Here is a 25,658-nt window from a genome sequence, read left to right as displayed (position 1 = left end):
ACAGTGGAATCGATCGCGATCACCGGTGGTGGCACCGGAATCGGCGCCGCCACGGCACGCCGGTACGCGGCCGAGGGCGCGCGGGTGGCCGTGATCGGGCGCCGTCGTGAGCCGCTGGAGGAGGTCGCCGCGGAGACGGGCGCGCTGGTGGTCGTCGCGGACGTGAGCGTGCGGGCCGAGGCGGACCGCGCGGTCACCGAAGTCGTCGAGGCGTTCGGACGGCTCGACGTGGCGGTGGCGAACGCCGGCGGGTCTGGCAGTTCCTCCGTGCTCGACACGGGCGACGACGAATGGGACGCGGCCCTGCGGTCGAACCTGACCAGCGCGTTCGTGTTCACCCGAGCCGCGTTGCCCCACCTGGTCGAGACGCGCGGGCGGATCGTCGTCGTGTCGTCGCTCGCCGGGCTCTTCGCCGGGCCGGCCGTCGCCGGCTACACGACCGCCAAGCACGCGGTGATCGGCCTGACCCGGTCGCTCGCCCGCGACTACGGCCCGCTGGGCGTGCGCGCCAACGCCGTGTGCCCCGGCTGGGTCCGCACGCCGATGGCCGACGAGGAGATGACCGCGCTCGCCGGGGTTTCCGTCGAGGAGGCCTACGCGACGGTGACGGCGGACGTGCCGTTGCGTCGCCCGGCCGAACCTGACGAGATCGCCTCAGTGGTGCGGTTCCTCGGGTCGGCCGAGTCGTCGTACGTCACCGGTGCCGTGCTGGTCGCGGACGGCGGTGCGCACGTCGTGGACGTGCCGACGCTGGCCTTCGACCGGCTCTAGGTGCGGCGCAGCTCGCTCGGAGCCTTCCCGAACGCCGTCTTGAACACCCGGCTGAAGTGCGCGGCGTCGACGAAACCCCAGCGTGCCGCGATGGCCGCGACCGGCCGCCCGGCGTGCACCGGGTCGAGCAGGTCGCGGCGGCAGTGCTCCAGCCTGCGCACCCGGATCCAGCTCGCGACGGTCGTGCCCTGCTCCTGGAACAGGCCGTGCAGGTGCCGCGTCGAGATGAAGTGCTCCGCGGCGATCCGCGCGGGCGTGAGGTCGCAGGAGTGCAGGTTCGTCTCGATGTGCGCGCGGATGCGGTTCATCAGCTCGTGGTGCGGGTCGGCGCCGCCACGCGCGAGGTCGAGCTCGGCGGCGACGAGCGTGCCGAGCAGGTCGACGGCGCTGTGCGCGAGCCTGGTGCCGGCCGGTCCGCCGAGCTGGTCGAGGTTGCTGCCCAGCTGCGCGAGGAACGGCACCACGACCTTGCCGACGCCCTCCTTGCCGGACATCCGCACGGCGGTGAGCTGCCGCATCGGTTCGTCCGGCATGTCCAGCAACCGGTGCGGGAACATCAGCACGAGGCTGCGGAAGCTCTCCTCGAAGACGAGCGAGTACGGCCGGTGCGTGTCGTACAGCGCGACGTCGCCGGCGCGCAGCACCGCCTGGCGGTCGTCCTGCACGAGCATTCCGGTGCCGGACAGGATCAGGCTCAGCTTGTAGTACCGGCGCTCGGTGCGCGCGATCAGGTCCGGGGTGCGTTCGACGAGGTGGGCCGACGCGCTGATCTCGGAGATCCGCACCTCGTCGGCCGCGGAGGAACGGATGCGGCCGCGGAAGCCGTCCCGGAAACTCGACGAGACGTGCAACGGCACGAACGACTGCGACACGGCTGCACGGAACTCCGTGAAATCGTGGGCGATCAGGGTGGTCGTGGTGTTCATGGATCACCTCACGTCGCGTTGGTCATCTGCACGGTAACCAACTTCTTCCATTTGTCCTACCGTTCTGTTGACCGTGTGCGAGCGGTCAACGACAAACTTCGTGCACTGCGAAACAAGACGCGCCGACGTCGCTTGTCAGCGCCTTGACCAGCCACTGTACATCTGTATAGCCTGCCGCACATGACTTGGGTACTGAGTGCAACTCGTCGCGGGACTGACAATGGCCGTCGATGAGGCTGAAGCCTCTTCCGGGGGAAGCCTCAAACGAAACTCGATCTCCACGCTGGGGATCGTCGTCCTGGTGCTGTCGGTCGGCAGTCCGCTGATCGGTCTCACCGGCTCGGTGCCCAGCGCCATGGTGACGGGCAACGGACTCGGCGTCCCGCTGGCGTACCTCGCCGTCGGCGCGATCCTGCTGCTGTTCTCGGTCGGGTTCGTCGCCATGTCGCGGCAGGTCGTCAACGGCGGTGCGATGTACGCCTACGTCGGCCGGGGCCTCGGACTGCGGATGGGGCTGGGCGCCGCCGGCCTCGCGGTGTGGGCGTACACGATGCTGCAGATCGCGGTCTACGGGTTCTTCGGCACCGTGCTGACCGGCGCGTTCAAGCAGTGGTGGGGAGTGCAGATCCCCTGGTGGCTGGCCACGCTGTGCCTGGTGGCGCTGGTGCAGGTGTTCGGCTACCTGAAGATCGAGATCGGCGCCTGGGTGCTGATCGTCGTGATGGCCTGCGAGTGGTCGATCATGCTCCTGATGGCCGCGGTCATCCTCGTCAGGGGAGGCGCGGGCCAGGGGTTCGCCGCCGCCGGCGTCTGGTCACCGAGTCACCTGGTCGGGGCCGGCGCCGGTGTCGCGATCATGTGGGCCATCGCCTCGATGGCCGGTTTCGAGAACGCCGCCATCTACGGCGAGGAAGTGCGCGATCCCAGGAAGTCGGTGCCGCGCGCCTCGATCATCTCGATCCTGATGATCACCGGTTTCTTCGGCTTCACCAGCTGGATGCTGATCGTGGGCTACGGCCCGGCCCACGCGATCGACGCGGCACTCGAAGCGGTGAACAGCGGGGACCCGGCGCAGTACGTCTTCCGCGCGGGCGAGAACTACCTCGGGGCCTGGGCGCCCCACGTGATGACCATCTTCGTGATCACGTCGATGTTCGCCTGCTGCCTCGCGTTCCACAACGGGATCTCCCGCTACTCGTTCGCGCTGGCGCGCGACAGGGTGCTCCCGCAGTTCCTGGCGCGGACGAACAGGCACGGATCGCCGCACCTCTCGTCGTTCCTGCAGACGGCCACGGTGCTCGTGCTGCTCGGAATCTGCTTCGCGCTGGGCAGCGACCCCGTGCTGGTGATCTTCTTCTGGGGATCGGGAGTGGCCGTCGTCGGGCTCGTGTGCCTTTACGTCCTCGTGGCGATCGCCATTCTCGTCCACTTCCGCCGAAATCCTCAGGCCGACGTTTCCGTGTGGCGAACACTGGTCGCGCCGGCGGCGTCCGCCGTGGTGATGGTTCTTCTTCTTTGTCTGATCATCGCCAACTTCGAGGTCCTCATCGCGACCACGAGGACCACCGCGCTGCTGATCGCGTCCACGGTGATCGTCGCGTTCCTCCTGGGGGTCGTCGTCTATTCGTTGCGCAAGCGATCGCTCAATCCCCGCGCGCTTGCCGAACTCAGTCGAGAGGTCATGTGACAATGGCAGAACTGCCCGCCGGCTATGTCGACGGTCTCACCCCTTACGAGGGCGTGCCCACGTTCGGCGGATTCCGTCACGTTCCCTGGCCGGAGCTGAGCGGGAACGATGTCGACGTCGCGATCCTCGGCGTGCCCTACGACAACTCGGTGGCGAACCGCTCCGGTTGCCGGTTCGGGCCCCGTGCCCTCCGCAGCCAGGCGTTCACCGCCGGCTTTCACCACCTGCTGCTCGGCGTCGACATCAACGAGTGGCTCACGATCGTCGACGCGGGCGACGTGCACTGCCCGCACGGGCTGACCGACATCTCCCACAGCAACGCCCGGCTCGCCGCGGAACAGGTCGCGGCACACGCCCCGTTCTCCGTGTTCCTCGGCGGCGACCACTCCATCACGTGGCCCGCCGGCGAGGCGGTCGCCCAGACGTACGGGTGGGGAGAGCTCGGGATGATCCACTTCGACGCGCACGCCGACGCGGCGACCGGCATGGACGGCAACCTCGCCTCGCACGCCACGCCGATGCGGCACCTGCTGGAGTCGGGGGCGTTGAAGCCGGGGCACTTCGAGCAGATCGGCCTGCGCGGGTACTGGCCGCCTCCCGAGGACTTCGAGTTCGTCGCGTCGAAGGGAGGCCGGTGGCACCTGATGGAGGACGTGCGCGAGCGCGGCATCGCCGCGGTGCTGGACGAGACGATCGAGCGGATGGTCGACAACTGCCGCGCCGTCTACCTGTCGATCGACATCGACATCCTCGATCCGGGGTACGCACCCGGAACCGGAACTCCCGAACCGGGCGGCATGACGCCGGCGGACCTGCTGTACGCGGTGCGGCGCATCGCGCTGGAGACGCCGCTGGTCGCCCTGGACGTCATGGAGGTGGCTCCGCCGTACGACCACGCGGACGTCACGATCAACAACGCCCATCGGATCGTGTTCGAGACGCTCTCCGCCCTGGCGTACAAGAAGTCCGCGGCGCAGGGAGGCACACCGCACCTGCCGGGCCGGGTGCCGGCCGTGGTCCGCTACCCGCCGGACCGGGCGTCGAAGCGTCAGCCGTGATCGGCGGTCAGGGCCGCCAGCAGTTCGCGCAGCCGGGCGAGAGCCCGGCGCGTGGTGTCGCGGTCGTGGAACGCGAGCTGGTGGAAGACCAGGCCGTCGAGCGCGGCGACCACGAGGTCGACGAGGCCGGGGTCCGCGGCGATGCCGCGCTGTTCGAGCTGCGCCAGGGTCGACCGGCGCAGCTCGGCGTACAGCTCTCCGATCAACGGGCGGAGCTCGGGCCGGCGGGCGGCCTCCACGATCATCTCCGACAGGAAGCGCTGCGAGTCCGACTCGGCCTCGACCGACGCGTCGAGCTCCGCGGAGAAGTCCGCGATGTCCGAGGACGGCGACCGCAGACCGCCGGCTTCGATGACCCGGTCGAGCACGTCGCGCATCGTTTCGCTGATCAGCTTGTCGAGCGTGCCGAAGTGGTGCTGGACGAGGCTGTGGGACACACCGGCCTCCGCCGCGACGGATCGGTACGTCAACGCCCTCAGGCCACCGGCGGCCACGACCCGCGTCGTCGCGCGAAGCAGTTCCCGCCGACCCGCCGCCGCGTCATTCGCGCGTGCGTTCGCGTTGCTGGATTTCACGGTCACCGATCTGTTCCGCCGAAGGGTTCGTCCGTCGCCAGCAGGATACAGACGCCGAACACCCGGCCCCCGGTTCCGCGTCGCGGGAACCGGGGGCCGGGTGAGGAATCAGAACATCGTGTTGCCGTTCGCGGAAGTCTCCGGCACGGCCTGGGTCACGTCCCAGTGCTCGACGATTTTCCCGTTGCGCACGCGGAAGATGTCCACGACCGCATTTCCCCGCTCCGCCGGGTCGGTCTTGTCGTTGTTGTGGACGGCGACGAGATCGCCGTCGGCGATGACGCGCTTCGGCAGGGTGACCGCGTTCGGGAACTGCCGGAAGTACTCGGCCGTGCCCGTCTTGAAAGCTTCGCGGCCGTCGCCGAAACCGGGGTTGTGCTGGTAGTAGGTGTCCGCGGACACGTACCTGTCCGACGCGGCGACGTCGTGGCCGACCAGGACCTCGTCGAAGAAGCCGAGTGTCAGGTTCCTGCTGGCCTCCGTGGCGCAGGCCGGGCCCGGCAGGGTCGTCCGCGGCGAGCTCAGCGTCGAGAACATGTCGTGGCCGCTGACAGTGGTCGCGGGAACGTCCTGGACCGTGTTCCAGTGCTCGGCGATCTTGCCGTCCTGGAAGCGGAAGAGGTCGGCCACGGCCGTTCCGCGCGTGCCCGGGGTCAGCACGACGTTGCTGTGGACCAGCACCAGATCCCGTTCGGCGAGCACGCGCGCCACGCTCAGCCTGGCGCGCGGGTGATCACGGTGCAGGGACACGGCGAGGTCCTTGAGGGCCTGGGAGCCGTCGGGCAGTGCGGGGTCGTGCTGGACGAGCGCGGGCCGCACGTGGCGGTCGACGACCGAGACGTCGCCGCGTTCGACCACGCCTCTCAGCAGGGAGACGGCGATCGCTTTGAACCGCGTCGCCGACGCCCGCGCGGTGGGCATCGACGGGCCGAAGTAGATCGTCGTCAGGACGACCAGCGCCAGGGAGGAGGCGGCGGATCGCCTGAGAAGGGACGGACGTGAGGTCATTCGAATCCGGTGCTCACTTTCTGGAAGCGTCGGTGACTGTTTCTGTCACGACGCCAAGACAAAACAATGCGCATGCGACGCTATCTCTGCCGCCGTGCGCGAGTCCGCGTTCTGCTGATCGGCGTGCGCGCACGGACAATCGATCTGCTCGCATCGTCAATGATTTCGCGGTGGCGTCGCCGGGGCCGGTATTGCTGTTCCCTGTTCGGCGGGTCGACTGCGTTTACTCGAATTGCGGGGGAGTTGCGAAAGTGGCACCGGGACTGGTGGACGAGTCGGGGCGGCACGAGCACCCGGCGTGCACTGCGGGGATCGCGGCCAGCCGCCTGCTGCGCCATCGAGGCTTGGTGCCGCGCGACTCCCGTGGGGCCGGAGCCGCGCACCCGCTGACGTCCGTCGACTGGGGAGGCGGCCGTTGCTCCGGCGGCACGTCCGTATTGCCTCCAGCAGCGCCGACATCTAATGTATGCGTATGCACTTGAGCACAGTGGACACAGCGCGGCTGGGCGGCGGCCTCGTGGTCGTCAAGGAGCCGGCGGGCTCCGGCGACCCCGTCCGGCGCGATCCCGAGGTGGTCGCGACGGTGTCCGGGATGCTGAGCCGGATCGAGCGCGAGGGGCTCGACGCGGTCCTGCGCTACGCCGCCGAGCTCGACGGGTACGAGGGCCGGTCGCTCGAGGTGCCGGCCGTGGAGCTGGCTCGCGCGGCGGACCACCTGCCGGCCGGCGTGCGCGAGGCGCTGGACGCCGGCGCGGAGCGGACGCGGCGGTTCGCCGGGATGCAACGCGCCCGCCTGGTCGACTTCGAGGACGAGGTCGTGCCCGGGGTGGTGTGCGGGCAGCGCTTCGTTCCCGTCGACAACGTCGGTGCCTACCTGCCCGCGGGCAGGTTCCCGTTGCTGGCCAGCGCTTTCATGACCGTCGGGGTGGCCCGCGTCGCCGGTGTCCGGAACATCGTGTCGGCGACGCCGCCGTCGCTGAACGGGCGTCCGCACCCGGCGGTGCTCTACGCCGCACGCATCACCGGCGCGGACTCCGTCTACGCGGTGGGCGGGGTGCAGGCGCTGGCCGCCATGGCGTTCGGCCTGCTCGACGGCGAGCCCGCGGACGTCGTGGTCGGCGCCGGCAACGCCTACGTCGCCGAGGCGAAGCGCCAGCTCTACGGCAGGGTCGGCATCGACGTGCTGGCCGGGCCGTCCGAGGTGGCGGTGATCGCCGACGACACCGCCGACGCCGCGATGGTCGCCGCCGACCTGCTCGCGCAGGCCGAGCACGGCCCCACCTCGCCGGCGTGCCTCGTCACCACGTCCGAGCGGCTCGCGCGGGAGGTGCCGCACGAGGTCGAGAAGCAGCTGGCCACGCTCGCCACCAGTGCGATCGCGGGCGCGGCGTGGCGCGACCACGGTTCGGTCTACCTCGTCGAGGACCGCGAGACGGCCGCGCGGGTCATGAACGTCCTGGCGCCGGAGCACCTGCAGGTGCTGGCGGAGGACCTGGACTGGTGGCTGGAGTCGCTGCGCAGCTACGGATCGCTGTTCCTGGGGACCTGGTCCACGGTCGCCTACGCCGACAAGGGGATGTCGGGGACCAACCACGTGCTGCCCACCGCGCGGGGCGCGCGGTACACCGGCGGCCTGTCGGTCGCGGGCTTCCTGAAGCAGGTGACCTACCAGCGCGCGACGCGGGAGTCGACCCGCGCGCAGGCGGAGCCCACCGTCGCGGTGTCCGACTTCGAGGCGCTCGTCGCGCACCGCGACAGCGCGCAGCTCAGACTGGACCTGATCGCCACGCAGTAGTGCATACGTATTACCTCATCCCCCGATGCTAGGAGCTCAGCGATGGCCAAACCCCGCAGCACCGTGGTGAGAGCGTTCGCCACGACGATCTCCGGCGTACTGCTGCTGACGGCATGTGGCGCGGGATCCCGGACGTCGTCCTCGACCGCGACGCAGGTCGAGTGCGACTTCCCGGCACCCTCGAAGGCCATGTCCGTGAACGTGCTGGCCTACAACTCCTCGGCCATCGACCCGTTCACCAACACGATGGTGAAGAGCTGCTCGAAGAACCAGGTGACCGTCAAGCACGAGCCGATCGACTTCGCCGGCCAGGTGCAGAAGACGACCGCGACGCTGGCGGGTGACACCGGCACCTACGACATCGTCGAGACCTACGGGTTCGTCATCCCGAAGTACGCCCAGCAGCAGAAGCTGCGCCCGCTGGACGACCTGGTGGCCCAGTTCGAGCAGAAGTACGGGCTGGGTGAGATCAGCAAGGCCATGCGGCAGGCGATGTCCTACGACGGCAAGCTCTACGGCCTGCCGATGCAGGCCCAGATGTACGTCATGGCCTACCGCAAGGACGTCTTCCAGTCGCTGGGCCTCAAGCCGCCGACCACGTTCGCCGAGCTGCGCGACGCCGCGGGCAAGATCCAGCAGGCGGGGCAGATCAAGTACCCGGTCGCGCTGCCGCTGCTCGCGAGCAACGACATCGGCGTCGCCTACGACGCCGCGCTCGGCTCCCTGGGCGTCAACTACGTCGACACGGCCACCATGACGCCGAACTTCGACAAACCCCAGGCGGCCAAGGCGTTCGAGGAGCTCCGCGCCCTGCTCCCGTTCATGGACCCGCAGGTCACCACGTTCGACCAGCCGCGCGTCCAGCAGCAGATGTACAACGGGTCGGCGGCGATCGCGATCATGTTCTCCGGGCGGATGAACGACCTGACGCAGGCGTCCAACAGCAGGTTCTCCCAGCAGTTCGCGTTCGCCCCACCGCCGTCCGTCGCGGGCGGCGACGTCCTCTACAACACGCTCTCGGTGGACGGCTGGTCGATCCCGGTCAACTCCGCGGCCGACCCGTCGATGCTGTTCGAGATGATCGCCGCCTCGGTGAGCGCCGACGCGTCGAAGGCCTCCGTGCCCGCCGCGTACCCGGCGCGCGACGGCATCGTCACCGCGGCCAGCAGCCCGTACGCGGAGGCGGCCCAGGTGTCGATCGGCAAGGCTCCGCCCGCCGAACCCCACCCGTGGACCTCCCGCATCAGCAACGACACCCGGTCCGTGGTCGCGGACGTCGTGCTCGGCAAGACCTCGGTCGCCGACGGCACCGCGCAGATGCAGCAGATCGCAGCGAAGATCCTGGCCGAGTACAAGAAGTAGCGAATCCGGCAGCGAGGTGTCCGTCATGCGCAGACGAGAGTTCCTGGGGCTGGTCGCTCCGAGCGTGCTGGTGATGGGAGGACTGCTGCTCCTCCCGCTCTACCGGACGGTGGAGTGGAGCCTGCAACGGGTGAACTACGGCGAGACGGGCACCTTCGTCGGGTTCGACAACTACGCCGCGGCGTTGTCGGACCCGCGGCTGGGCCGGGCGGTGCTGTTCACCGTCGGCCTGACCGCCGTCGTGGTGGTCGCGCTGATCGTGGGCGGCTACCTGCTGGCGGTGATGGTCAACGGGCTGGGGCGGAGCAAACCGTTCGTGCTCGGCTTCCTGCTGATCTCCTACGTGGTGCCCAACATCGTCGGCGCGACGATGTTCTCCTGGCTGTTCGACGCGAACTTCGGCGGCGTGGTCAACTACGTCGTGTCGGCGTTGACCGGTCACGAGGTGCTCTGGTTCGTCGAGACGTGGCCGAACCGGGTGGTGATCGCGCTCGCCACGGTCTGGTTCCTGCTCCCGTTCTCGATGCTGGTGATCATCGCCGGCCTGCAGGGCGTGCCCAGCGAGGTCATCGAGGCGTCCCGGATCGACGGGGCGTCCACGTTCCGGACACATTGGAGCGTGATCATCCCGAGCATCCGGGGCGTGCTCGGGTTCGTCGGCATCATCTCGATCATGGACGTGCTGCGGACGTTCGACCAGCTGATTCCGCTGTCGCCGCAGGCGACCCAGCTCGGCAACGAGTCGATCATGCTCTACATCTACAACGTCGCGTTCCAGGACGGCGGCCAGCAGCTCGGGCTCGGCAGCGCCATCAGCGTCCTGCTGATCCTGCTCATCGTGATCATGCTCTACCCCTTCATCCGCGGCATCGCCAAGGAGGCCACGCGAGCATGACCACACTGCGAGAGCAAGGAACCAGGGCCGAACCGTCCACACCGGACGGTGCACCGCGCGCCGCCGCCACCCGCCGCCCGCGCAGGTCCGCCACGAAGTACCTGATCGGTGGCGTGCTGGTGCTGGTCTGCTGGGCGATGGTGAGCCCGGTGGTGTGGACGGCCATGTCGGTCACCAAGCCGACCGACGTGGCGTTCCTCAACCCGCCGGTCTTCACCTACGAACCCACGGCGACGGCGTTCGTCGACCTCTGGCAGACCACGCTGTTCGCCGACTACCTCGTCAACACCCTCGTGGTCGCCGTGCTGAGCACGATCGCGGCGCTGCTGATCGGGCTGCCCGCGGCGTACGCGCTGTCCCGCTTCCCCAGCTGGGTCAGCGCCGCGCTGCTGGTGCTGGCACTGGTCTTCCGGGCGTTGCCGCGCCTGGCGGTCGTGCTGCCGATGTACGACCTGTCCCGCGCGCTCGGCGTCTACGACACGACGTTCGCCGTGGCGGCCGCGCTGGTGGCGATCAACCAGCCGTTCAGCATCTGGTTGCTGCGCAACTTCTTCGCGGAGATCCCCAAGGAGCTCGACGAGGCGGCGATGCTCGACGGGTGCAGCCGGCTCGCGACGCTGCGCAAGGTGATGATCCCGCTGATGGGTCCGGGCATCCTGACCGCGGGGATCTTCGTGTTCCTGTTCGCGTTCCAGGAGTACCTGACGGCGAACATCCTCACGGACGTGGCCGCCAGGACGGTTCCCGTCTTCATCGCGACGCAGCTGGGCCAGACGTTGCCGATGCTGCAACAGGCGGGGGCGGCGGCGATGCTGCTGACGCTGCCGGTCGTCGCGTTCGCGTTCATCGCGCAGCGCTACCTGGTGGCGGGCCTCAACAGCGGCTCGGTCAAGGGGTGAGCCCGGCGGAGCCCCTGGTGCTCCTGCCCGGCATGAACTGCTCGCCGCGGCTGTGGCCGCCTCTGCCGGCGGTCCACGGGCGTCTGGACCGGCCGACCCTCGACGGCTGCGTCGACGCGTTGCTGGACGACCTGCCCGACCGGTTCGCCCTCGCCGGGCTGAGCCTGGGCGGGATCGTCGCGATGGCGCTCGTGAGAAGGGCCCCGTCGCGCGTGACCAGGTTGTGCCTGATGTCGACCAACGCCCGCGGGCCCACCGAGCAGCAGCGGGAAGCGTGGGCGACTCAGCGTGAGGCCCTCGCCGCCGGGACCACAGCGCGTGAGGTGCAGCGCGCTCTGCTGCCGGTACTCCTGCACACTCGCACGTCGGCCCTCGACGAGCTCGCGCTGACGATGGCCTCCGAGGTGGGGGAGGAGACGCTCGACCGGCAGCTGGCGCTGCAGGCCACCCGCGTCGACGAACGACCGGGTCTGGCCGCGATTCGCGTGCCGACCCTCGTGGTGTCCGCCGCCCGCGATCGTCTCTGTCCGGTCGCGCGGCACGAGGAGATCCACGCTCTGGTGCCGGGTTCACGGCTGGTCGTGCTGGAGGGGATCGGGCACCTGGCGCCGCTCGAGGACCCCGCCGGGGTCGGCGAGGTCCTCGAGCGGTGGTTCAGTGCAGGCTGAGCTCGCGGAACGTCCGCATCACCACGTCCGCGACGTTGTGGACGACCACCTGCGCGCCGCCGCCGAACGCCGCGGCCGCTCCGTCCACTCCGGACACGAGATCGACACGGGCGACCGACGCGGTACCCCTGTCCGCGCGGACCGCCGCCAGCAGTTCCGCCACCGACGGGTCGTCGTCGCGGCGCGACGCGGCCAGGTCGGCGGTGCCCACCAGGTAGCCGTCGATCCCGGCGACGGACACGATCTCCGCCGCACCGGCGATCGCCGCCGGCGACTCCAGCATCGCGATCACCAGCGTGGACCGTTCCGCCGCGGCGCGGTGGCCGGCGGCGGTCACCGTCCCGAACCGGCCCGCCCGTGGATACGTGGCGAACCCCCGTGTGCCCAGCGGGGGGAAGTGCACGGCGCGCACCAGCGCCTCGGCCTCGGCCGCCGACTCGACGTGCGGGGCGACGATCCCTTGTGCCCCTTGGTCGAGCGCACGGGCCGCGAGGTGGTGCTCGCCCTCGCCGATGCGCACCAGCACGGGCATGCCGTGCACCTGCGCCAGGGCGATGTGGTGCCGCAGCGATCCGACGTCGGCGGGGCCGTGCTCGCAGTCGACGAGCACGAAGTCCAGTCCCGCGACCGCGAGCATCTCGACGACGTCCTCCGACGGCATGCGCACCAGCGCACCCGCGAGCTTGTCGCCCGCGCGCAGCCGTTCCTTGAGCGAGGTGGTCATCAGGCGACCATCCCCGCCGACAGGTCGACGTCGGAGCCGCACAGGCCCGGCATCGAGAGCATCGCGACGACCGCCGCGCCCACCTCGTCCTCGGTGATCATCCGGCCGAGCGCGGCCCGCTGGACGAACTCGGCCCGTGCCTCGTCGACCGACGTGCCCGTGCGCTCGGCCTCCAGCCTGAAGTTGCGGTCCATGCGGTCGCCGTGCACCGGACCGGGCGACAGCGTGTTCACCCGGACGCCGAGCGGGCCCACCTCGAACGCGAGAGTGGAGGTCAGGCCGAGCACCGCCATCTTCGACGCGCAGTACGGCGTGCGGCGGGCCAGCGGACGTTTGCCCGACACCGACGCCACGTTGATGACGTCCCCGTGGCCCCGCGCGATCATGTCCGGCAGGAACGCGCGGCACACGAGGTAGGTGCCGCGCACGTTCACGGCGAACACCGCGTCCCACTCGCCGGGCTCGACCTCGACCAGCGGGGAGACGGGCCCGGCCACCCCGGCGTTGTTGACCAGCACCGAGATCTCCTCGTCGCGCAGCCGGTCCGCGAGCGCGGTCACGGAGTCCGGGTCCGCGACGTCGCACACCTCGGCGCGGGCGGCGGACCCGAGCCGCTCGGCCGTGGCGCGCACCGGATCCGCGCGGCGGCCCGCGAGGACGACCCGCGCTCCCTCCGCCACCAGACGGGCCGCGATGGCCGCGCCCAGCCCGGTGCCGCCCCCGGTCACCAGGGCGGTTCGCCCGCGCGGGCCGGTCACCTCAGCACCGCGTCGATCCACTCGAAACGGTCGCCGCCGTGCCGCCACGCGCGCAGGTCTCCGGATCGGGCGTGTCCCTCGAACAGCTCGACCCGCGCCGCCCGCCCGCACACCCGGCCGAGTTCGGCGCTGCTCGCCGGATCGCGGACCTCCTGGTACGTCACGGTCTTGAGGTACTTGCCGACCCAGAGCCCACCGGTGTAGCGGGCCGCGCCCATCGTGGGCAGCACGTGGTTGGTGCCGATCACCTTGTCGCCGTAGGACACGCACGTGCCCTCGCCGAGGAACAACGCGCCGTAGTTGCGCATCCGGTCGAGCGCGACACGGGGGTTCGCGGTGAACACCTGGACGTGCTCGGAGGCGAGCGCGTCGCCGATCCGCCACATCTCGTCCTCGTCGTCGCACACGATGATCCGGCCGTGATCACGCCACGCGGGGCCCGCCAGGTCGTTGGTCACCAGGCCCGGCAGCAGACGCTCCACCAGGTCCAGCACCGCGGCGCCGAGCTCGGCCGACGTCGTCACGAGCACGGCGGGGGAGTCGGGGCCGTGTTCGGCCTGCGACAACAGGTCCACGGCCACGGTCAACGGGTCGGCCGTCCCGTCGGCGATGACGAGGATCTCCGTCGGGCCGGCGAACAGGTCGATGCCGACCTCGCCGAACAGCTGCCGCTTGGCCTCCGCGACGTAGGCGTTGCCGGGACCCGCGATGAGGTCCACCGCGTCGATCGACTCCGTGCCCAGTGCCATCGCCGCGACCGCCTGCACGCCGCCCAGCAGGTAGATCTCGTCGGCGCCCGCCATGCTCATCGCCGCGACCGTCGCGGCCGGGATCTCGCCGCGGATCGGCGGGGTGCACGCGATCACCCGCGGCACGCCGGCGGCCTTGGCGGTCACGATCGTCATGTGAGCCGACGCGGTGAGCGGATACCGGCCGCCGGGCACGTACGCGCCGGCAGACCCGACCGGGACGTGCCGGTGCCCGAGGTGGACTCCGGGCAGCGTCTCCACCTCGACGTCGCGCAGCGCCTCGCGCTGGACGGTCGCGAAGTGCCGCACCTGTTGCTGCACGAACGCGATGTCCTCGATCACCTGCTCGGGCAGGGAGGCCACCAGCGCCGCCACCGCCTTCTCGTCGAGGCGGAAGGAGTCGGGCCTCCAGTCGTCGAACTGGGCGGAGTACTCGCGAACCGCCGCGTCGCCGCGGTGCCGGACGTCGGCGACGATCGCGGCCACGCGCTCGCCGACGGCGGGGTCGGACCGGTCGTGCGCGGAGGTCGCCGCCGCCTTCTTCAGCTCGTGCGCCATGCCACTCCCTTCGATAACATACGTATGTCTGGCATTGAACGGGGTGGTCGGCTCGCCGTCAAGGCGATGTCGGCAGGTGGGCCTGCGACTATGCTTCGTCGGTCTGAAGGAGGCGGGGGAATGATCACCAGTCGGGACGTGGCGAGGCTCGCCGGTGTTTCCCAGCCGACGGTCTCGCGCGCGCTGCGCGACGACCCCAAGGTCTCGGAGGCCACCAAGAAGCGGGTGCGCGACGCCGCGTCCGCGCTCGGGTACTCGACCAGCTCCATCGGCCGCGCGCTCGCCGTCGGCCGGTCGACCAGGGTCGGCCTCGTCGTGACGGACCTGGAGAACCAGTTCTACGGGTACGTGATCGCCCCGCTGCACCGCGAGCTGGAACGGCTGGGGTACGAGCTCGTGCTCATCACGGAGTCGACCGACAGCGGTCCCGTGACCGAGCACATCATGGGGCACGGCCTGTGCGGGGTCGTGCTCGCGACCACGACGGTCGACTCGCTGCTGCCGGCCAGGCTGCGCGACCGCGGGGTGCCGTTCGTCTACTTCAACCGCACCGCGCAGAGCGTCCGAGCCGACTCCGTCACGGTCGACCCGGAGGCCGGCATCCGCGCGCTGCTGCTCGACGTGCTCGGCAGCGGGCACCAGCGGATCGGCGCGATCTTCGGTCCGCGCAACACGAGCACCGGTGAGCTGCGCGAGAACACCGTCCGCTCGGTGCTCGACGAGCACGGGATCGCGCTGGCCCACCGCGACGTCCTGCACGGCCCGTTCGACTTCGCGACGGGTTTCGACGGCGCGCGCAAGCTGCTCGACCGCGACGACCCGCCGACGCTCGTGCTGTGCGGCAACGACGTCGTGGCCCTGGGCGCGCTGAACTCCGCCGCCGAACTGGGCGTGGCCGTGCCCGCCGAGGTGTCGATCGTGGGATTCGACGACCTGCCGACGTCCGGCTGGCCGTTGATCCGGTTGAGCACCGTGGCCTACGACCTCGACGGGATGTCCCGGGAGGCGGCCCGCCTGATCGTGGCGCGCGTCGAGGAGCCCGACGCGCCGTTCCGGGAAGCCGTCTACCCGTCGCGCTACGTCGCGCGGTCGACGACGTCGCGTCCCCGCACCTGATCCTCCACGCCTGATCGTCCTCCGGTGCGACGGCGCTCACTTGTGGCCGCCAATGCATACGTATACAGTCGAGGCGTCCGCACGCGGGTGTCCAGGATCGCCCGCTCCGCGCAAGGGGAGGACCTGCTCATGCCGCTCGACCCCGTCGCCTACCGCCCGTACGAGGACCCGGACGACTTCATCCGCGAAGTGACCGACCGGATCTGGGTGCAGCGCGACATCTCCTACATCGTCGACAACTACGAGCCCGACTCGATCGTCCACGGTGGACTGGGCACCGTCGTCGGACGGGAAGGGGTCATCGAGGGCAGCCTGATGCGCATCGCGGGCACCCCTCAGCACGTCGGCCAGGCCGAGGACGTCGTGTGGGAAGCGCGGGGCGACGACGCGTTCCTCAGCTCGCACCTGGTGTTCGCCAGCGATCCGCACGTGGTGGACGGCAGGCAGATCCGCGTCCGCAGGCGCACCATCGCGAACTGCCTCTACCGCCGGGGCCGGATGGTCGAGGAGTGGGTGGTGCGCGACGAGCTGGCCACCTGCCTGCAGCGCGGCCAGGACCCCGACGAGGCGGCCCGCGCCGTGGTGTTCCGCAAGTACCAGGGTTCGATGCTCGATCCCGCTCCCGCCGACGTGCTCGCCGCGGGCGACAGCGGGCCGCGGCCGGACGACTTCCGCCCGGAGTGCGAGATGGTGCTGGAGTTCGTCGACGAGGTCTGGAACCAGCGCCGGCTGCACAAGCTCCCGGAGTTCGCGGTGAGAGACCTGTTCCTGCACACGGTCGGCGACCAGACGATCGTCCGCCCCGACGGGTACCAGCGCGACCTGCTGTCGCTGGTGGCGCCGTTCCCCAACGCGCGCTTCGAGGTGCGCGACGTCCAGACCAACCACGCCGAGCGGTACGCGGGCCTGCGCATCGCGGTGATGTGGACGATGACCGGCACGTACCACGGCACCCCCGCCTTCGGGCCCGTCACCGGGGCACCGATCACGCTGCTCGGCGCCTCGCAGTTCCTCGTGCAGAACGGGCGGATCGTGCGCGAGATGCGCGTGTACGACGAGATCGCGCTGCGCGCCCAGATCAACGGCACCCGCGGCGACGGCCCGTCCGCCGAAGCCAACATCTACTGAGCAGATGAGGACAGGTCTCATGGGCAACACCGTCGTCCCACCGGAGGAGATCTCCCGGCGCACGGTCCGGCGATCCGACTGGGTTCCCTGCAAAGCGGCGTTCATCGACTGCCGGACCCCCGGCTCGGACCTCAAGGACAACTACTCGTTCATCGGTCCCGGCGTCTCGCAGAGCGCCAACCAGTTCGTGAACCTGCGCGAGCCGCACGGCTTCAACCTCGGCGCGGCGGGCATGCCGAACGGCGTCACCAACAGCCTGCACCTGCACTTCACCGCCGAGGTGTTCATCAACTTCGGAGGCGAGTTCCAGCTGCGCTGGGGCGCCGACGGTCAGCAGGGCGAGTACCGATCGGCCGACGGGGACGTCATCTCCGTTCCCCCGTGGATCTTCCGCGGGTTCACCAACGTCGGCGCCGACGACGGCATCCTGCTGACCGTGCTCGGCCGCGACGACACCGGCGGCATCATCTGGGGTCCCTCGGTGCTCCGCGAGGCCGCCGGGCACGGACTGCACCTCACCGCCGACAACCGGCTGATCGACACGGTCGCGGGCGACGAGCTCCCGGACGACGTCGCGCTGGTGACCCCGATCAGCCAGGCCGAGATCGACGATCTCGACGAGTTCTCGGTCGAGCAGTTCCGCACCCGCGTCACGCACCCGTCCGACCGGGTGTGGACGCACGAGCCGTTCCTCTGCTCCCTGCTGCCCGGTGGCGGAGCCGAGCTGAGCCTCGTCATCGGGTACGGGCTCAGTGAGAACCGCCAGGCCGCACCGCGTCTGCACGAACCGCACGGGTTCTCCGTGGCGTGGCTGCGGGCGACACCGGGGGAGGGCGTGCTGCGGCACCGCCACGACGAGACCCAGGTGCTCACGGCCAAGGGAGGCCGGTGGGCGGTGCACGTCAACACGGGTGCCGAGGAGGTGACCGTGGAGCTCGGCGAGCTCGACTCGCTCTCGGTGCCCGCGGGCGCGTGGCGGTCGGTGACCCTGCTGGAGGGTGCCGGGGAACTGCTCGTGGTCACCGGTGGCGACCACCGCGCGGTGCTGGAGTGGGATCCCGCGGTGGTGGCCGCAGCCCGAGCGGCCGGCCGGGTCATCGACCCGAACGGCTACGTCGCACCGGCCGCGGTGCTCGGCACGGCGACCGAGGACGACTGAGCCCGGTGGTGGTCGTGGCGGCCTGCCAGATCCCCGCGTCGATCGGCACGAACGATCACGGTCCTCTCGTCGCCGCCGTGCGCGAGGCGGCCGGTCGAGGCGCCGATCTGGTGGTGCTGCCCGAGCTGGCGGTGTGCGGCTACGTGTTCCACACCGCCGCCGAGGCCCGTGCCGCCGCGCAGGACCTGGACGGCCCCACCGTCACGCTCCTGAAATCCCTGTCCCGAGACCTCGGCGTCGTGCTGGTGTGCGGCTTCGCGGAACTGGGCGAGGACGGCGAGGTCTACAACGCCGCCGTGCTGGTGGAGGACGGCAGCGTGAGGACGCGCTACCGCAAAGCGCACCTGTGGGGCCGTGAACCCGAGTTCTTCCGCGCCGGTGACCAGCCTCCCGCCGTCGTGGAGACGGCGATCGGCCGGATCGCGGTCATGATCTGCTACGACCTCGAGTTCCCGGAATGGGTCCGGCTGACCGCCTGCGCGGGAGCGGATCTCATCGCCGTCCCCGCCAACTGGCCGCTGGACCACCACCCCGTTCCGGATCGGGCGATCGAGGTCGTCAAGGCCCAGGCGGCGGCCGCCACGAACAGGACGTACGTCGTCGTGGCGGACCGCTGCGGCCGGGCACGCGGAGTGGACTGGATCGGCGGCAGCCTGATCGCCGCGGACACGGGCCACCTGCTCGCCGGTCCGGCGACGGGCGTCGCCGCCCCCGCCGTGCTGACGTGCCACCTGGACCCGGCCACGGCACGGGACAAGTCGGCAGGTCCTCACAACGACGTGATGGACGACCGCAGGCTTGAGCTGTACCAGCAGTTCTGACCGCTGGGGGACCTGCTCACCGAGGGACAGCGGCCGCGAACTGCTGCGACAACGTGCCCGCGCGGGTCAGCAGCTCCTCGTACTCGTCGAGCAGGCGCGCCGCGTGCGGGTCGGCACTCACGCCGGGCGCCGTCCGGGCTCGCCTGGCGACGTTCATCCCGTGGAACGCGAGCATCACCATCACCTCGCTGAGGATGTCGACCTCGCTCCTGGCCGCGGGCTCGCCACCCGAGTCCTGGTCGGGCAGCTCCAGCAGCGCTTCGCGGAGCCTGCGCCTTCCTTCTGGTGTGATCGGTGTGTTCATCGGATCCCCCAACGTCTCGAACCACCGCGAGTTTAGGCTGCTCGACCGGCGGCGACCGGCTGACGTGAAGCCGAAGGTGGCCGACGGCCGACTCGGCCAAGTAGCGTCGGCATGTGCCAGAAGAGGGTGAGGTCATCGCCGGGCGGTACCGGCTGGTGTCGCCGATCGGGCAAGGATCCATGGGGGTGGTCTGGCAGGCCCGCGACGAGCAACTCGACCGCGTGATCGCGGTCAAACTGCTCAACACGGATCGGAGATCCCCGGACGCGGTGGCGCAGATGCTGCGCGAGGGCCGGGTCGCCGGCCGGCTGCGGCACCCGCACGCGATCAGCGTGCACGAGGTCGTCGAGCACGACGGCAAGCCCTGTCTGGTGCTGGAGTACCTGCCGTCCCGCAGCCTCGCGGCGCTGATCGCCGAACGGGGCGCGCTGCCGCCGGGCGTGGTCGCGGCCGTGGGCAGGCAGGTCGCCGCCGCGCTGGCGGCGGCACACGCGGAGGGCATCGTCCACCGGGACGTCTCGACGTTCAACGTCCTGCTGGCCGAGGACGGCATCGCGAAGATCACCGACTTCGGCATCGCCCGCGCGGTCGGCGAGGGCACGGTGACCGACGCCCGCGTGATCGTCGGCACGCCGGCCTTCCTGGCGCCGGAGGTGGCGGCGGGTGAGGCGGCGACGTTCGCCTCGGACGTGTTCTCCCTCGGCGCGACCCTCTACGCGGCACTGGAGGGCACGCCGCCGTTCGGTGTGGACGACAACCCCTACGCGCTCCTGCAACGCGTGGTCCGCGGGGAGTTCGAGCCGCCGCGGTCGGGTGGCCCGCTCGGCGAGGTGCTCGTGCGCCTCCTGCACCGGGACGCGGCACACCGCCCGACGATGGCCGAGGCCCACAAGCTGCTCGCGGCGGTCGCGGAGGGACTGCCACTGCCCGCCGGGCCCCCGAAGAGCGGGACGCGGATGCTGCCCGTCCGCCGCCACCTGCCACGCCGGGTGATCGCGCTGGTCGCCGGTGCGGCCGTCCTGGTCGCCGCCGGTGTGGTGATCGGCACCGTCGTGCAGGGCGACCGGCCCAGCAGCAGCGCCCAGACCGGCTCCACCACGGCGACGACCACGGCCGCGCCCGCCTGCGTCGCCCGGTACGAGGTGACCAACTCGTGGCCGGGCGGCTACCAGGTCGAGGTGACCGTGGGCAACACCAGCCCGGACGGCCTGACCGGCTGGACCATCACGTGGCAGCCGGCCGCGGGCCACACCATCGGCAACCTGTGGAACGGCACCCTGACCCAGGACGCGACCGCGGTGACCGTCACCAACGCCGGCTACAACGCCGTGCTCGCCGCGGGTGGAACCACCTCGTTCGGGTTCGTCGCCGCCGGTCCCGAACCCGCCCGCCCGGCCGTGACCTGCTCCAGCGCCAACTGAACCTCGGCTCACCGGCCACTGCCGTGCCGGGATCAGGACGTGCCCGTGGCACCTGGGACACTGGACCTCCGATCAACCGCAAGACCAGGAGTGCACCGTGCAGCAGGGAACCGTCCGCTGGTACGACCTAGAGCGCGGCTTCGGCTTCCTCGCCCCCGACGACGGCAGCGCCGACATCTTCGTGCACGTCTCGCAGGTGCAGGGCGAAGGCGCGGCCCGGGCACTGCGCGAGGGCCAGACGGTGGAGTTCGAGACCGGTGAGGGCCCCCGCGGTCCGCAGGCGCTGCACGTCGCCGTCACCGGGGACGCCTCGCCCGCCGCGACCCTGGGCGTGCTCGCCACCGTCTCCTGGTACGAGCCGGCCAAGGGCTACGGGTTCGCCGCGCCGGACGGCGGGGGCGCGGAGGTGTTCGTGCACTCGTCCGCCATCGTCACCGGGGGCGTCCTCGCGGCGGGGCAGCGGGTCGCGTTCGTCGTCGTCGCGGGGGAGAAGGGCCCGCAGGCCCAGCACCTGGTGCCCCTGAGCTTCGACGCCGGGGTCCAGCGAGCCCCTCTGGTCGTGCCCGGCGACGGCGCCGACGGCTCCGTCCTGTGGTTCGACGAGGAGAAGGCGTTCGGCTTCGTGGCCGCCGACGACGGGGCGGGCGACGTCTTCCTGCACGTGCGCGCCCTGGTCGACGACCGGTACCTGCCGGTCGAGGGCGACCGGGTCTCGTTCACCGCGGTCACCGCGGACCAGGGTCGTCAGGCGCGCGACGTGCGCTTCGTGGCCGCGGGCGAGCCGGTGGAGGCCACCGCGCCCGCCGCCCCGTCCCGTTCGGGCCCCCGGCCCGCGGCCCGCGCCGGCGACGGCACGGTGGCCCGCTACGACGGCGACCGCGGCTTCGGCTTCATCACCCCCGACGCGGGCGGGCCCGACCTGTTCGTGCACGTCTCGGTGGTTTCCGGCGAGCCCCTGGAGGCCGGCGAGCGGGTGCGCTTCCGCATCCGGCAGAGCGACCGGGGACCGCAGGCCGACGCCGTCGAGCGCGCCTGAGCTTTCGGTCCGGGCGACGAGTTCGCGATCTTTCTGGGGGACGTCTTGTCAGAGCTCGACCTGTCCTGGGCTGACGCCGGTCACGGCGATCCCGCGTTTCTGGGCGAGATCTTCTCGCTCGCGTTCGTGCGCGGCGTCGAACCCCTCGACGCGTTGCGCCGCATCGGTGGCCTGGAAGACACCCTGGCGCACCGCACGCCCGCGGAGATCGCGGCAGCCCACACGTTCGACGACGGCTACCCCGAGGTGGCCTCGGCGTTCGCGCTGGGCGAGTGGACGGTCCTGGTCCAGCCGACCAGCTACACGCTGAGATACCTGGTGGACGCGCTCTCACGCGGCACCGAGGCGTTCGCCGTCGTGCGGCACGACTACGCGTCGCCGAGCTTCGACCACGCGATCGACGGCACCGTCACCACGCACTTCAACCTCAACTACCCAGAGAGCCGCGGCGGCTCGGACCCGGACCGGCTGCTCCCGCTGATCCGCGAGGCGGGCTTCGACCCGGACGACGAGGACGACTCCGACGACGAGGACGACGAGAGCTGGCGGTACCGCTACGAGGGCGCCGTGGCCCGGGGCATGGCGCTGGCCGGTCGAATCGTCGGCGCTCCGCCCACGTTCGAGCAGGTCAGCGCCTCCCTGCCGAGCATGCACGTCGACAGCTGGTTCAGCCGCACCAAGCCCGCGCACGTCGAGGACGCCCCCGCCGAGGCGGCCCGGCTCGTGGCCGAACTGGACCTGGCCGCCACCCCAGGCCTCGCCGCGGCCCTGGCCGCCGCGCCCGTGGTCGTCACCCAGGACAGCGACCTGGGCCGGCACGTGCGCGAGTGGTCGGCGCTGGCACGGCGGGCGGACTGGTCGCTCAACCTCGAACGCAGCCGCATGACCGACGAGCAGCGCTCCCGCGGCTACCGCTTCGGCCACCTGACGATGGCGCTGGCCGCCACGTTCCGCGCCGACCTGGCCTGACCGAGGGAGAACCCGATGCCGGACCTGCAGATCCCCGCCGACGGCCTGAGCCACACCGCCCTCTACACCGCCTGGGTACGGCACGTGGAAGCCTCCCAACCGCACCCGCTCTTCACCGACCCGCTGGCCAGCCACCTCGTCGCCGAACTGGCGGGTCACCCGGCACTGGACGCGTTCATCGCCCAGATGGGCATCACGTCGAGCGGTTTCCCCTCGTACCACGTGGTGCGCACCCGGTTCTTCGACGACCGGATCACCGCCGCACTGGACAGCGGCGTGCGCCAGGTCGTGACCCTCGCCGCAGGAATCGACGGACGCACGACGCGCCTGCCGTGCCCACCGGGCACCCGCTGGTTCGAGCTCGACCTGCCGGGCATGACCGAGTTCAAGACCGCCGTGGTCGCCAGCTCAGGTCTGACCCCGGCCTGCGAACGCATCGGCGTGGCCGCCGACCTCGCCGCGAACTGGACGAAACCGTTGCGCGAGGCCGGTTTCGCGTTCGACCAGCCGACCGCGTGGTTGGTCGAGGGCGTGCTGATGTACCTCACGCCGGCGCAGGGCGACGCACTGCTGGCCGAGGTGACCGCGCTGTCGGCGCCCGGCAGCCACCTGCTCCTCGAACACCTGCAGGTGTCGATGCTCGACGAGCAGGGCGCCCGGGTGCGCGAGGGGCTGGGCAAGCACGGGGTGGTCTTCACGGCGGCGCGAGACGACATCGGGGACTGGCTCGGCGCCGCCGGATGGGAGGCGAGCGTCCACGAGGGCGTGGATCCCGCGATCGGCCACGGCCGGTCCGTCGCACCGGTGCCCGCGGCGTGGCTCGCCGCCGCGACCAGGGCCGCGGGGGAGTGACGGCGAGCGTCAGCGCCGGGTTCCGGACACGCACAGCCCTCCAACGGAGGCCCCGGATGATCGTTCAGGAGCCTGCGGATCCGTCTCACGGAGGGCCCGCCGAGGACTGTCCGGCTTGACCTGGGATCAGGAGTTGGCCGCGTCCCAGAGGGTTCGGTGGTGCGACAGGGTGGCTTCCGCGGCTGCCTGGGCCGTCGGCGACACGGGCTCGGACCAGCCGTCCAGCACGTCGATGATCTCTGACACGAGCACCGTGCCTGTTTCGGTGAGCCTGCCGCAGGTCAACGCGGTGGCTGCGGCCTGACGGGTCGCCGTGCGCCAGCGGGCGTGTTCCCGCTCCGCCTGTTCGTCGTCGTAGCGGCGCCAGAAGCCCGCCACGCCCAGGTGGGCGTAGATGCCGTGGAGCAGGCCCACCAATGGACGGGGGTCCGGTCGCCAAGGGGCGTAGAACAGTTCGCCGGAGTCCGCGGCGGCGAGCGGGAACAGGTCCATCAGCACGGAGAGCTTGCCGTGCTGGAGTTCGTGGGTGAGCGCCAGTGCCGCCGCCCGCGGATCCGGCGGCAACGACAGGTAGACGCACCCGAACGCGTCCGCGGCGGTCGCGCTCGCCATGTCGTGGACGGGTGAAGGGATCGGCGACAGCGTGGTGACGGCGGCGGCGCACTCGCGGGCGACCTCGGGGTGGTGCCGGCTCAGTTCGTCCCACCCCGCCGCCATCACCTCCTGCCAGCGCGGCAGGTCCACATCGGAGTCGAACTCGACCGAGCGCGGCCCGAGAGGCAGCCTGGCCGGCGGGGACGGCACGTGGGGTGCGCCATCCACCCGCAACAGTCCTCCCGAGACGGAATAGCGTCTGCCGCCGCAGGCATGCCCGACGGTGGGGAGGAACAACGCCGCGCACGGTGCGTCGACCTCCACGTCGACGCCCGCCCGCATGGCCGTCGCGACGGCCAACCCGCCGAACAACGAGGGCGCGGCGGTGCCCGGAGCCCTGCTCGCCCGGCTGACGGCGGCCCCGGTCAAAGGATGGGCCAGCACCTCGACGGCCTCCTCGGCGCGGGCCACCGACTTCCAGGCCTCGTAGGCCATGCGGACGTCCGGGCCGGCGTTCCGGGCGATCAGCGAGATCATCATCAGCGTCCGGCTGCGGCGGGCGGACGACAACACGGCGATCGCCTCGGGACCGCCGCCTCCCCGCGCCAGCGCGCGGAAGAGCGGCCAGGGAACTCGGTGCGACATCAGGACTTCCCGGTGAGGGCGGCGATGTCGGCGTGCAGGCGCTGCCGCACGTGCTGGATCAACCGGAACATGTCGGCGCAGTAGACCGTGCGGTGCTCGAACCCGGAGCCGGCGCAGTACCGGTGCGCGGGCAGCCCGCCGCCGCACACGGCCCGGACCTCGCAGTCGCTGCAGGGCAACGGCAACACGTCCGGCACGAGCAGCCGCGCCGCCTCGTCGAACGACGCGTCCGACACGTGCAGGCCCGTCACCGCCGCACCGTGGAACGCCGACGCGAGCTGGTCGGGGCCCTCGATGGCGCCGTCGGTCTCCACGACCACCATCATCGTGGGGCTCGAACCGATGCCTTCCACCGCGGACCTGCCGCCCAGCAGCACGTTCACGATCTCACTGAACATCCGTACCGACGTCTCCGGAACGGGTGCCTGGTACCAGCGGTCGAACACCGCGATCAACCAGTCGGCATAGGCACCCACCCCCGGCGGCGGTGCGCTCCAGTTTCCGTGCGGCAGCAGGAAGTCGATGACGGGCGGAGTGAACGAGATGAGCGCCTCGTAGGTCTCGACCGGATCGCCGGCGAGGTCGATCGTGCACAGCAGGCCGCCGTAGATCGATCGGAAACGGCTCTGCGCCAACGTTTCCAGTGCGCGCGCCACCGCGGCGTGACTGCCGGCGCCGGACCTGTGCACGCGGTGCCGGTCGTGATCAGCTGCGGCACCGTCGATGCTGACTCCCACCCGGACGTCCACATCCGCCAGCGCCTCCAGCACCTCCTCCGACAGCAGCAGGCCGTTGGTCTGCAAGGAGAACCTGGCGACGCCGCCGGTCGAGACACGAACGGAGTCCACGAACCGCCGGATGGCGGGGACGCCGGCGAGGAGCGGTTCGCCGCCGTGCAGCACCACGTCCACGGTGGGCAATCCGTGCGCGCGAACGTGTTCCCCGATGCGGAACGAGGTCTGCTCGAGGATCTCGGCCGGCATCCGCACCGGTCTGGACCGCCACCGCTGGTCGGCCATCTCGTAGACGTAGCAGTAGTCGCAGGCGAGGTTGCACCGGCTGTGGATCTTCACCACGAACTGGCGCAGTACCTGTTCCATCGGTGCTCCAGTCCGGTCGGCTCCGGGCATGGTGACACGTTCGCCGCGCAGCGGTATGTCCACCGGTAGAGGGATTCGGA

At 70.9% G+C, this 25,658-nt stretch carries 25 protein-coding genes and 1 pseudogene; 17 read left to right on the top strand and 9 right to left on the bottom strand.

The window, feature by feature from the left end; genetic code table 11:
• Positions 1-3 precede the first annotated feature (3 nt).
• Positions 4-771, top strand: coding sequence for an SDR family NAD(P)-dependent oxidoreductase (locus tag ACFWNN_RS03180; RefSeq protein WP_382438171.1), 768 nt, complete (start codon positions 4-6; stop codon positions 769-771).
• Here ACFWNN_RS03180 and ACFWNN_RS03175 read toward each other — a convergent pair.
• On the bottom strand, positions 768-1,697 hold the full coding sequence (locus ACFWNN_RS03175; RefSeq protein ID WP_382438170.1) for a helix-turn-helix domain-containing protein: 930 nt from the start codon (positions 1,695-1,697) through the stop codon (positions 768-770). The two genes, ACFWNN_RS03180 and ACFWNN_RS03175, sit on opposite strands and share 4 nt — an antisense overlap.
• A gap of 220 nt (positions 1,698-1,917) precedes the next feature.
• On the opposite strand from ACFWNN_RS03175, the gene ACFWNN_RS03170 reads away from it, so the two are divergent.
• Positions 1,918-3,384: an APC family permease gene (locus ACFWNN_RS03170; RefSeq protein WP_382438169.1), complete on the top strand. Its 1,467-nt coding sequence runs from the start codon at positions 1,918-1,920 to the stop codon at positions 3,382-3,384.
• 2 nt (positions 3,385-3,386) lie between these two features.
• Positions 3,387-4,442, top strand: a complete 1,056-nt coding sequence (gene speB, locus ACFWNN_RS03165) for an agmatinase (protein WP_382438168.1) — start codon at positions 3,387-3,389, stop codon at positions 4,440-4,442.
• On the opposite strand, the gene ACFWNN_RS03160 is transcribed toward speB, so the two are convergent.
• Both ACFWNN_RS03160 and ACFWNN_RS03155 read right to left on the bottom strand, forming a co-directional pair.
• Positions 4,433-5,023, bottom strand: coding sequence for a TetR/AcrR family transcriptional regulator (locus ACFWNN_RS03160; protein ID WP_382438167.1), 591 nt, complete (start codon positions 5,021-5,023; stop codon positions 4,433-4,435). The two genes, speB and ACFWNN_RS03160, sit on opposite strands and share 10 nt — an antisense overlap.
• 102 nt (positions 5,024-5,125) lie before the next feature.
• Positions 5,126-6,025 carry a nuclear transport factor 2 family protein gene (locus ACFWNN_RS03155; protein WP_382438166.1) on the bottom strand — a complete coding sequence of 300 codons (900 nt, stop codon included), beginning with the start codon at positions 6,023-6,025 and terminating at the stop codon, positions 5,126-5,128.
• Positions 6,026-6,497: 472 nt separating this feature from the next.
• On the opposite strand from ACFWNN_RS03155, the gene hisD (ACFWNN_RS03150) reads away from it, so the two are divergent.
• Genes hisD (ACFWNN_RS03150) through ACFWNN_RS03130 form a run of 5 tightly spaced genes read left to right on the top strand, consistent with a single transcriptional unit; the run spans position 6,498 to position 11,644 of the window.
• Positions 6,498-7,820 carry a histidinol dehydrogenase gene (gene hisD / locus ACFWNN_RS03150; protein WP_382438165.1) on the top strand — a complete coding sequence of 441 codons (1,323 nt, stop codon included), beginning with the start codon at positions 6,498-6,500 and terminating at the stop codon, positions 7,818-7,820.
• 42 nt (positions 7,821-7,862) lie between these two features.
• Positions 7,863-9,182 carry an ABC transporter substrate-binding protein gene (locus tag ACFWNN_RS03145; protein ID WP_382438164.1) on the top strand — a complete coding sequence of 440 codons (1,320 nt, stop codon included), beginning with the start codon at positions 7,863-7,865 and terminating at the stop codon, positions 9,180-9,182.
• A gap of 25 nt (positions 9,183-9,207) precedes the next feature.
• Entirely contained in the window at positions 9,208-10,077 is an 870-nt protein-coding gene (locus ACFWNN_RS03140) for a carbohydrate ABC transporter permease (protein WP_382438163.1), read from the top strand.
• Positions 10,074-10,976, top strand: coding sequence for a carbohydrate ABC transporter permease (locus ACFWNN_RS03135; RefSeq protein WP_382438162.1), 903 nt, complete (start codon positions 10,074-10,076; stop codon positions 10,974-10,976). Before ACFWNN_RS03140 ends, ACFWNN_RS03135 begins: the two co-directional genes overlap by 4 nt.
• Complete coding sequence (locus tag ACFWNN_RS03130) at positions 10,973-11,644, top strand: alpha/beta fold hydrolase (RefSeq protein WP_382438161.1); 672 nt, start codon at positions 10,973-10,975, stop codon at positions 11,642-11,644. The genes ACFWNN_RS03135 and ACFWNN_RS03130 overlap by 4 nt, the downstream gene beginning before the upstream one ends.
• Here ACFWNN_RS03130 and ACFWNN_RS03125 read toward each other — a convergent pair.
• The 3 genes from ACFWNN_RS03125 to hisD (ACFWNN_RS03115) are packed head-to-tail and all read right to left on the bottom strand — an operon-like array spanning position 11,631 to position 14,433.
• Positions 11,631-12,368 carry an HpcH/HpaI aldolase/citrate lyase family protein gene (locus ACFWNN_RS03125; protein WP_382438160.1) on the bottom strand — a complete coding sequence of 246 codons (738 nt, stop codon included), beginning with the start codon at positions 12,366-12,368 and terminating at the stop codon, positions 11,631-11,633. The genes ACFWNN_RS03130 and ACFWNN_RS03125 overlap by 14 nt on opposite strands.
• Positions 12,368-13,126, bottom strand: coding sequence for an SDR family NAD(P)-dependent oxidoreductase (locus ACFWNN_RS03120; protein WP_382438159.1), 759 nt, complete (start codon positions 13,124-13,126; stop codon positions 12,368-12,370). Before ACFWNN_RS03120 ends, ACFWNN_RS03125 begins: the two co-directional genes overlap by 1 nt.
• Entirely contained in the window at positions 13,123-14,433 is a 1,311-nt protein-coding gene (hisD, locus tag ACFWNN_RS03115) for a histidinol dehydrogenase (protein ID WP_382438158.1), read from the bottom strand. Before hisD (ACFWNN_RS03115) ends, ACFWNN_RS03120 begins: the two co-directional genes overlap by 4 nt.
• Positions 14,434-14,553: 120 nt before the next feature.
• Between hisD (ACFWNN_RS03115) and ACFWNN_RS03110 the strand changes: the two genes are divergently transcribed.
• From ACFWNN_RS03110 to ACFWNN_RS03095, 4 genes are all read left to right on the top strand, one after another.
• A complete protein-coding gene (locus ACFWNN_RS03110) occupies positions 14,554-15,549 on the top strand; it encodes a LacI family DNA-binding transcriptional regulator (protein ID WP_382438157.1) in 996 nt (331 codons plus the stop codon).
• An 87-nt stretch (positions 15,550-15,636) separates the two neighbouring features.
• Entirely contained in the window at positions 15,637-16,677 is a 1,041-nt protein-coding gene (locus tag ACFWNN_RS03105) for an ester cyclase (RefSeq protein ID WP_382438156.1), read from the top strand.
• Positions 16,678-16,681: 4 nt separating this feature from the next.
• Positions 16,682-17,836: a hypothetical protein gene (locus tag ACFWNN_RS03100; RefSeq protein WP_382438155.1), complete on the top strand. Its 1,155-nt coding sequence runs from the start codon at positions 16,682-16,684 to the stop codon at positions 17,834-17,836.
• 5 nt (positions 17,837-17,841) lie between these two features.
• Positions 17,842-18,657: a nitrilase-related carbon-nitrogen hydrolase gene (locus tag ACFWNN_RS03095; RefSeq protein ID WP_382438154.1), complete on the top strand. Its 816-nt coding sequence runs from the start codon at positions 17,842-17,844 to the stop codon at positions 18,655-18,657.
• Between the two features lie 16 nt (positions 18,658-18,673).
• Here ACFWNN_RS03095 and ACFWNN_RS03090 read toward each other — a convergent pair whose 3' ends face one another.
• Positions 18,674-18,961, bottom strand: coding sequence for a hypothetical protein (locus ACFWNN_RS03090; RefSeq protein ID WP_382438153.1), 288 nt, complete (start codon positions 18,959-18,961; stop codon positions 18,674-18,676).
• Between the two features lie 113 nt (positions 18,962-19,074).
• Between ACFWNN_RS03090 and ACFWNN_RS03085 the strand changes: the two genes are divergently transcribed.
• The 5 genes and pseudogenes from ACFWNN_RS03085 (at position 19,075) to ACFWNN_RS03065 (ending at position 23,239) form a co-directional block, all read left to right on the top strand.
• On the top strand, positions 19,075-20,382 hold the full coding sequence (locus ACFWNN_RS03085; RefSeq protein WP_382438152.1) for a protein kinase: 1,308 nt from the start codon (positions 19,075-19,077) through the stop codon (positions 20,380-20,382).
• Between the two features lie 97 nt (positions 20,383-20,479).
• Positions 20,480-20,683: pseudogene (locus ACFWNN_RS03080) on the top strand (cold-shock protein); the annotation flags it as partial.
• A gap of 30 nt (positions 20,684-20,713) precedes the next feature.
• The gene (locus tag ACFWNN_RS03075; RefSeq protein WP_382438401.1) at positions 20,714-21,418 is read left to right on the top strand and encodes a cold shock domain-containing protein; all 705 of its coding nucleotides are present in this window, start codon (positions 20,714-20,716) and stop codon (positions 21,416-21,418) included.
• A gap of 45 nt (positions 21,419-21,463) precedes the next feature.
• The gene (locus tag ACFWNN_RS03070; RefSeq protein WP_382438151.1) at positions 21,464-22,387 is read left to right on the top strand and encodes a DUF6461 domain-containing protein; all 924 of its coding nucleotides are present in this window, start codon (positions 21,464-21,466) and stop codon (positions 22,385-22,387) included.
• Positions 22,388-22,402: 15 nt separating this feature from the next.
• Entirely contained in the window at positions 22,403-23,239 is an 837-nt protein-coding gene (locus ACFWNN_RS03065; protein WP_382438150.1) for an SAM-dependent methyltransferase, read from the top strand.
• A 126-nt stretch (positions 23,240-23,365) separates the two neighbouring features.
• Here the strand turns inward: ACFWNN_RS03065 and ACFWNN_RS03060 are convergent, their stop codons facing one another.
• Positions 23,366-24,478, bottom strand: a complete 1,113-nt coding sequence (locus ACFWNN_RS03060) for an aKG-HExxH-type peptide beta-hydroxylase (RefSeq protein WP_382438149.1) — start codon at positions 24,476-24,478, stop codon at positions 23,366-23,368.
• On the bottom strand, positions 24,478-25,578 hold the full coding sequence (locus tag ACFWNN_RS03055) for an FxsB family cyclophane-forming radical SAM/SPASM peptide maturase (protein WP_382438148.1): 1,101 nt from the start codon (positions 25,576-25,578) through the stop codon (positions 24,478-24,480). The genes ACFWNN_RS03060 and ACFWNN_RS03055 overlap by 1 nt, the downstream gene beginning before the upstream one ends.
• Positions 25,579-25,658: the final 80 nt, after the last annotated feature.

The sequence above is a fragment of the Lentzea sp. NPDC058450 genome (assembly GCF_042721395.1).
Classification (GTDB): Bacteria; Actinomycetota; Actinomycetes; order Mycobacteriales; family Pseudonocardiaceae; genus Lentzea.
This window is presented reverse-complemented; position numbering and strand designations above follow the sequence as displayed.

What these genes read in the sequence shown, in the direction of transcription:
- ACFWNN_RS03175 (WP_382438170.1), bottom strand. Translation starts at nt 1,697, where the DNA reads ATGAACACCACGACCACCCTGATCGCCCACGATTTCACGGAGTTCCGT.
- ACFWNN_RS03170 (WP_382438169.1), top strand. Translation starts at nt 1,918, where the DNA reads ATGGCCGTCGATGAGGCTGAAGCCTCTTCCGGGGGAAGCCTCAAACGA.
- speB (WP_382438168.1), top strand. Translation starts at nt 3,387, where the DNA reads ATGGCAGAACTGCCCGCCGGCTATGTCGACGGTCTCACCCCTTACGAG.
- ACFWNN_RS03155 (WP_382438166.1), bottom strand. Translation starts at nt 6,025, where the DNA reads ATGACCTCACGTCCGTCCCTTCTCAGGCGATCCGCCGCCTCCTCCCTG.
- hisD (WP_382438165.1), top strand. Translation starts at nt 6,498, where the DNA reads ATGCACTTGAGCACAGTGGACACAGCGCGGCTGGGCGGCGGCCTCGTG.
- ACFWNN_RS03145 (WP_382438164.1), top strand. Translation starts at nt 7,863, where the DNA reads ATGGCCAAACCCCGCAGCACCGTGGTGAGAGCGTTCGCCACGACGATC.
- ACFWNN_RS03140 (WP_382438163.1), top strand. Translation starts at nt 9,208, where the DNA reads ATGCGCAGACGAGAGTTCCTGGGGCTGGTCGCTCCGAGCGTGCTGGTG.
- ACFWNN_RS03135 (WP_382438162.1), top strand. Translation starts at nt 10,074, where the DNA reads ATGACCACACTGCGAGAGCAAGGAACCAGGGCCGAACCGTCCACACCG.
- ACFWNN_RS03125 (WP_382438160.1), bottom strand. Translation starts at nt 12,368, where the DNA reads ATGACCACCTCGCTCAAGGAACGGCTGCGCGCGGGCGACAAGCTCGCG.
- hisD (WP_382438158.1), bottom strand. Translation starts at nt 14,433, where the DNA reads ATGGCGCACGAGCTGAAGAAGGCGGCGGCGACCTCCGCGCACGACCGG.
- ACFWNN_RS03110 (WP_382438157.1), top strand. Translation starts at nt 14,554, where the DNA reads ATGATCACCAGTCGGGACGTGGCGAGGCTCGCCGGTGTTTCCCAGCCG.
- ACFWNN_RS03100 (WP_382438155.1), top strand. Translation starts at nt 16,682, where the DNA reads ATGAGGACAGGTCTCATGGGCAACACCGTCGTCCCACCGGAGGAGATC.
- ACFWNN_RS03090 (WP_382438153.1), bottom strand. Translation starts at nt 18,961, where the DNA reads ATGAACACACCGATCACACCAGAAGGAAGGCGCAGGCTCCGCGAAGCG.
- ACFWNN_RS03065 (WP_382438150.1), top strand. Translation starts at nt 22,403, where the DNA reads ATGCCGGACCTGCAGATCCCCGCCGACGGCCTGAGCCACACCGCCCTC.
- ACFWNN_RS03060 (WP_382438149.1), bottom strand. Translation starts at nt 24,478, where the DNA reads ATGTCGCACCGAGTTCCCTGGCCGCTCTTCCGCGCGCTGGCGCGGGGA.
- ACFWNN_RS03055 (WP_382438148.1), bottom strand. Translation starts at nt 25,578, where the DNA reads ATGGAACAGGTACTGCGCCAGTTCGTGGTGAAGATCCACAGCCGGTGC.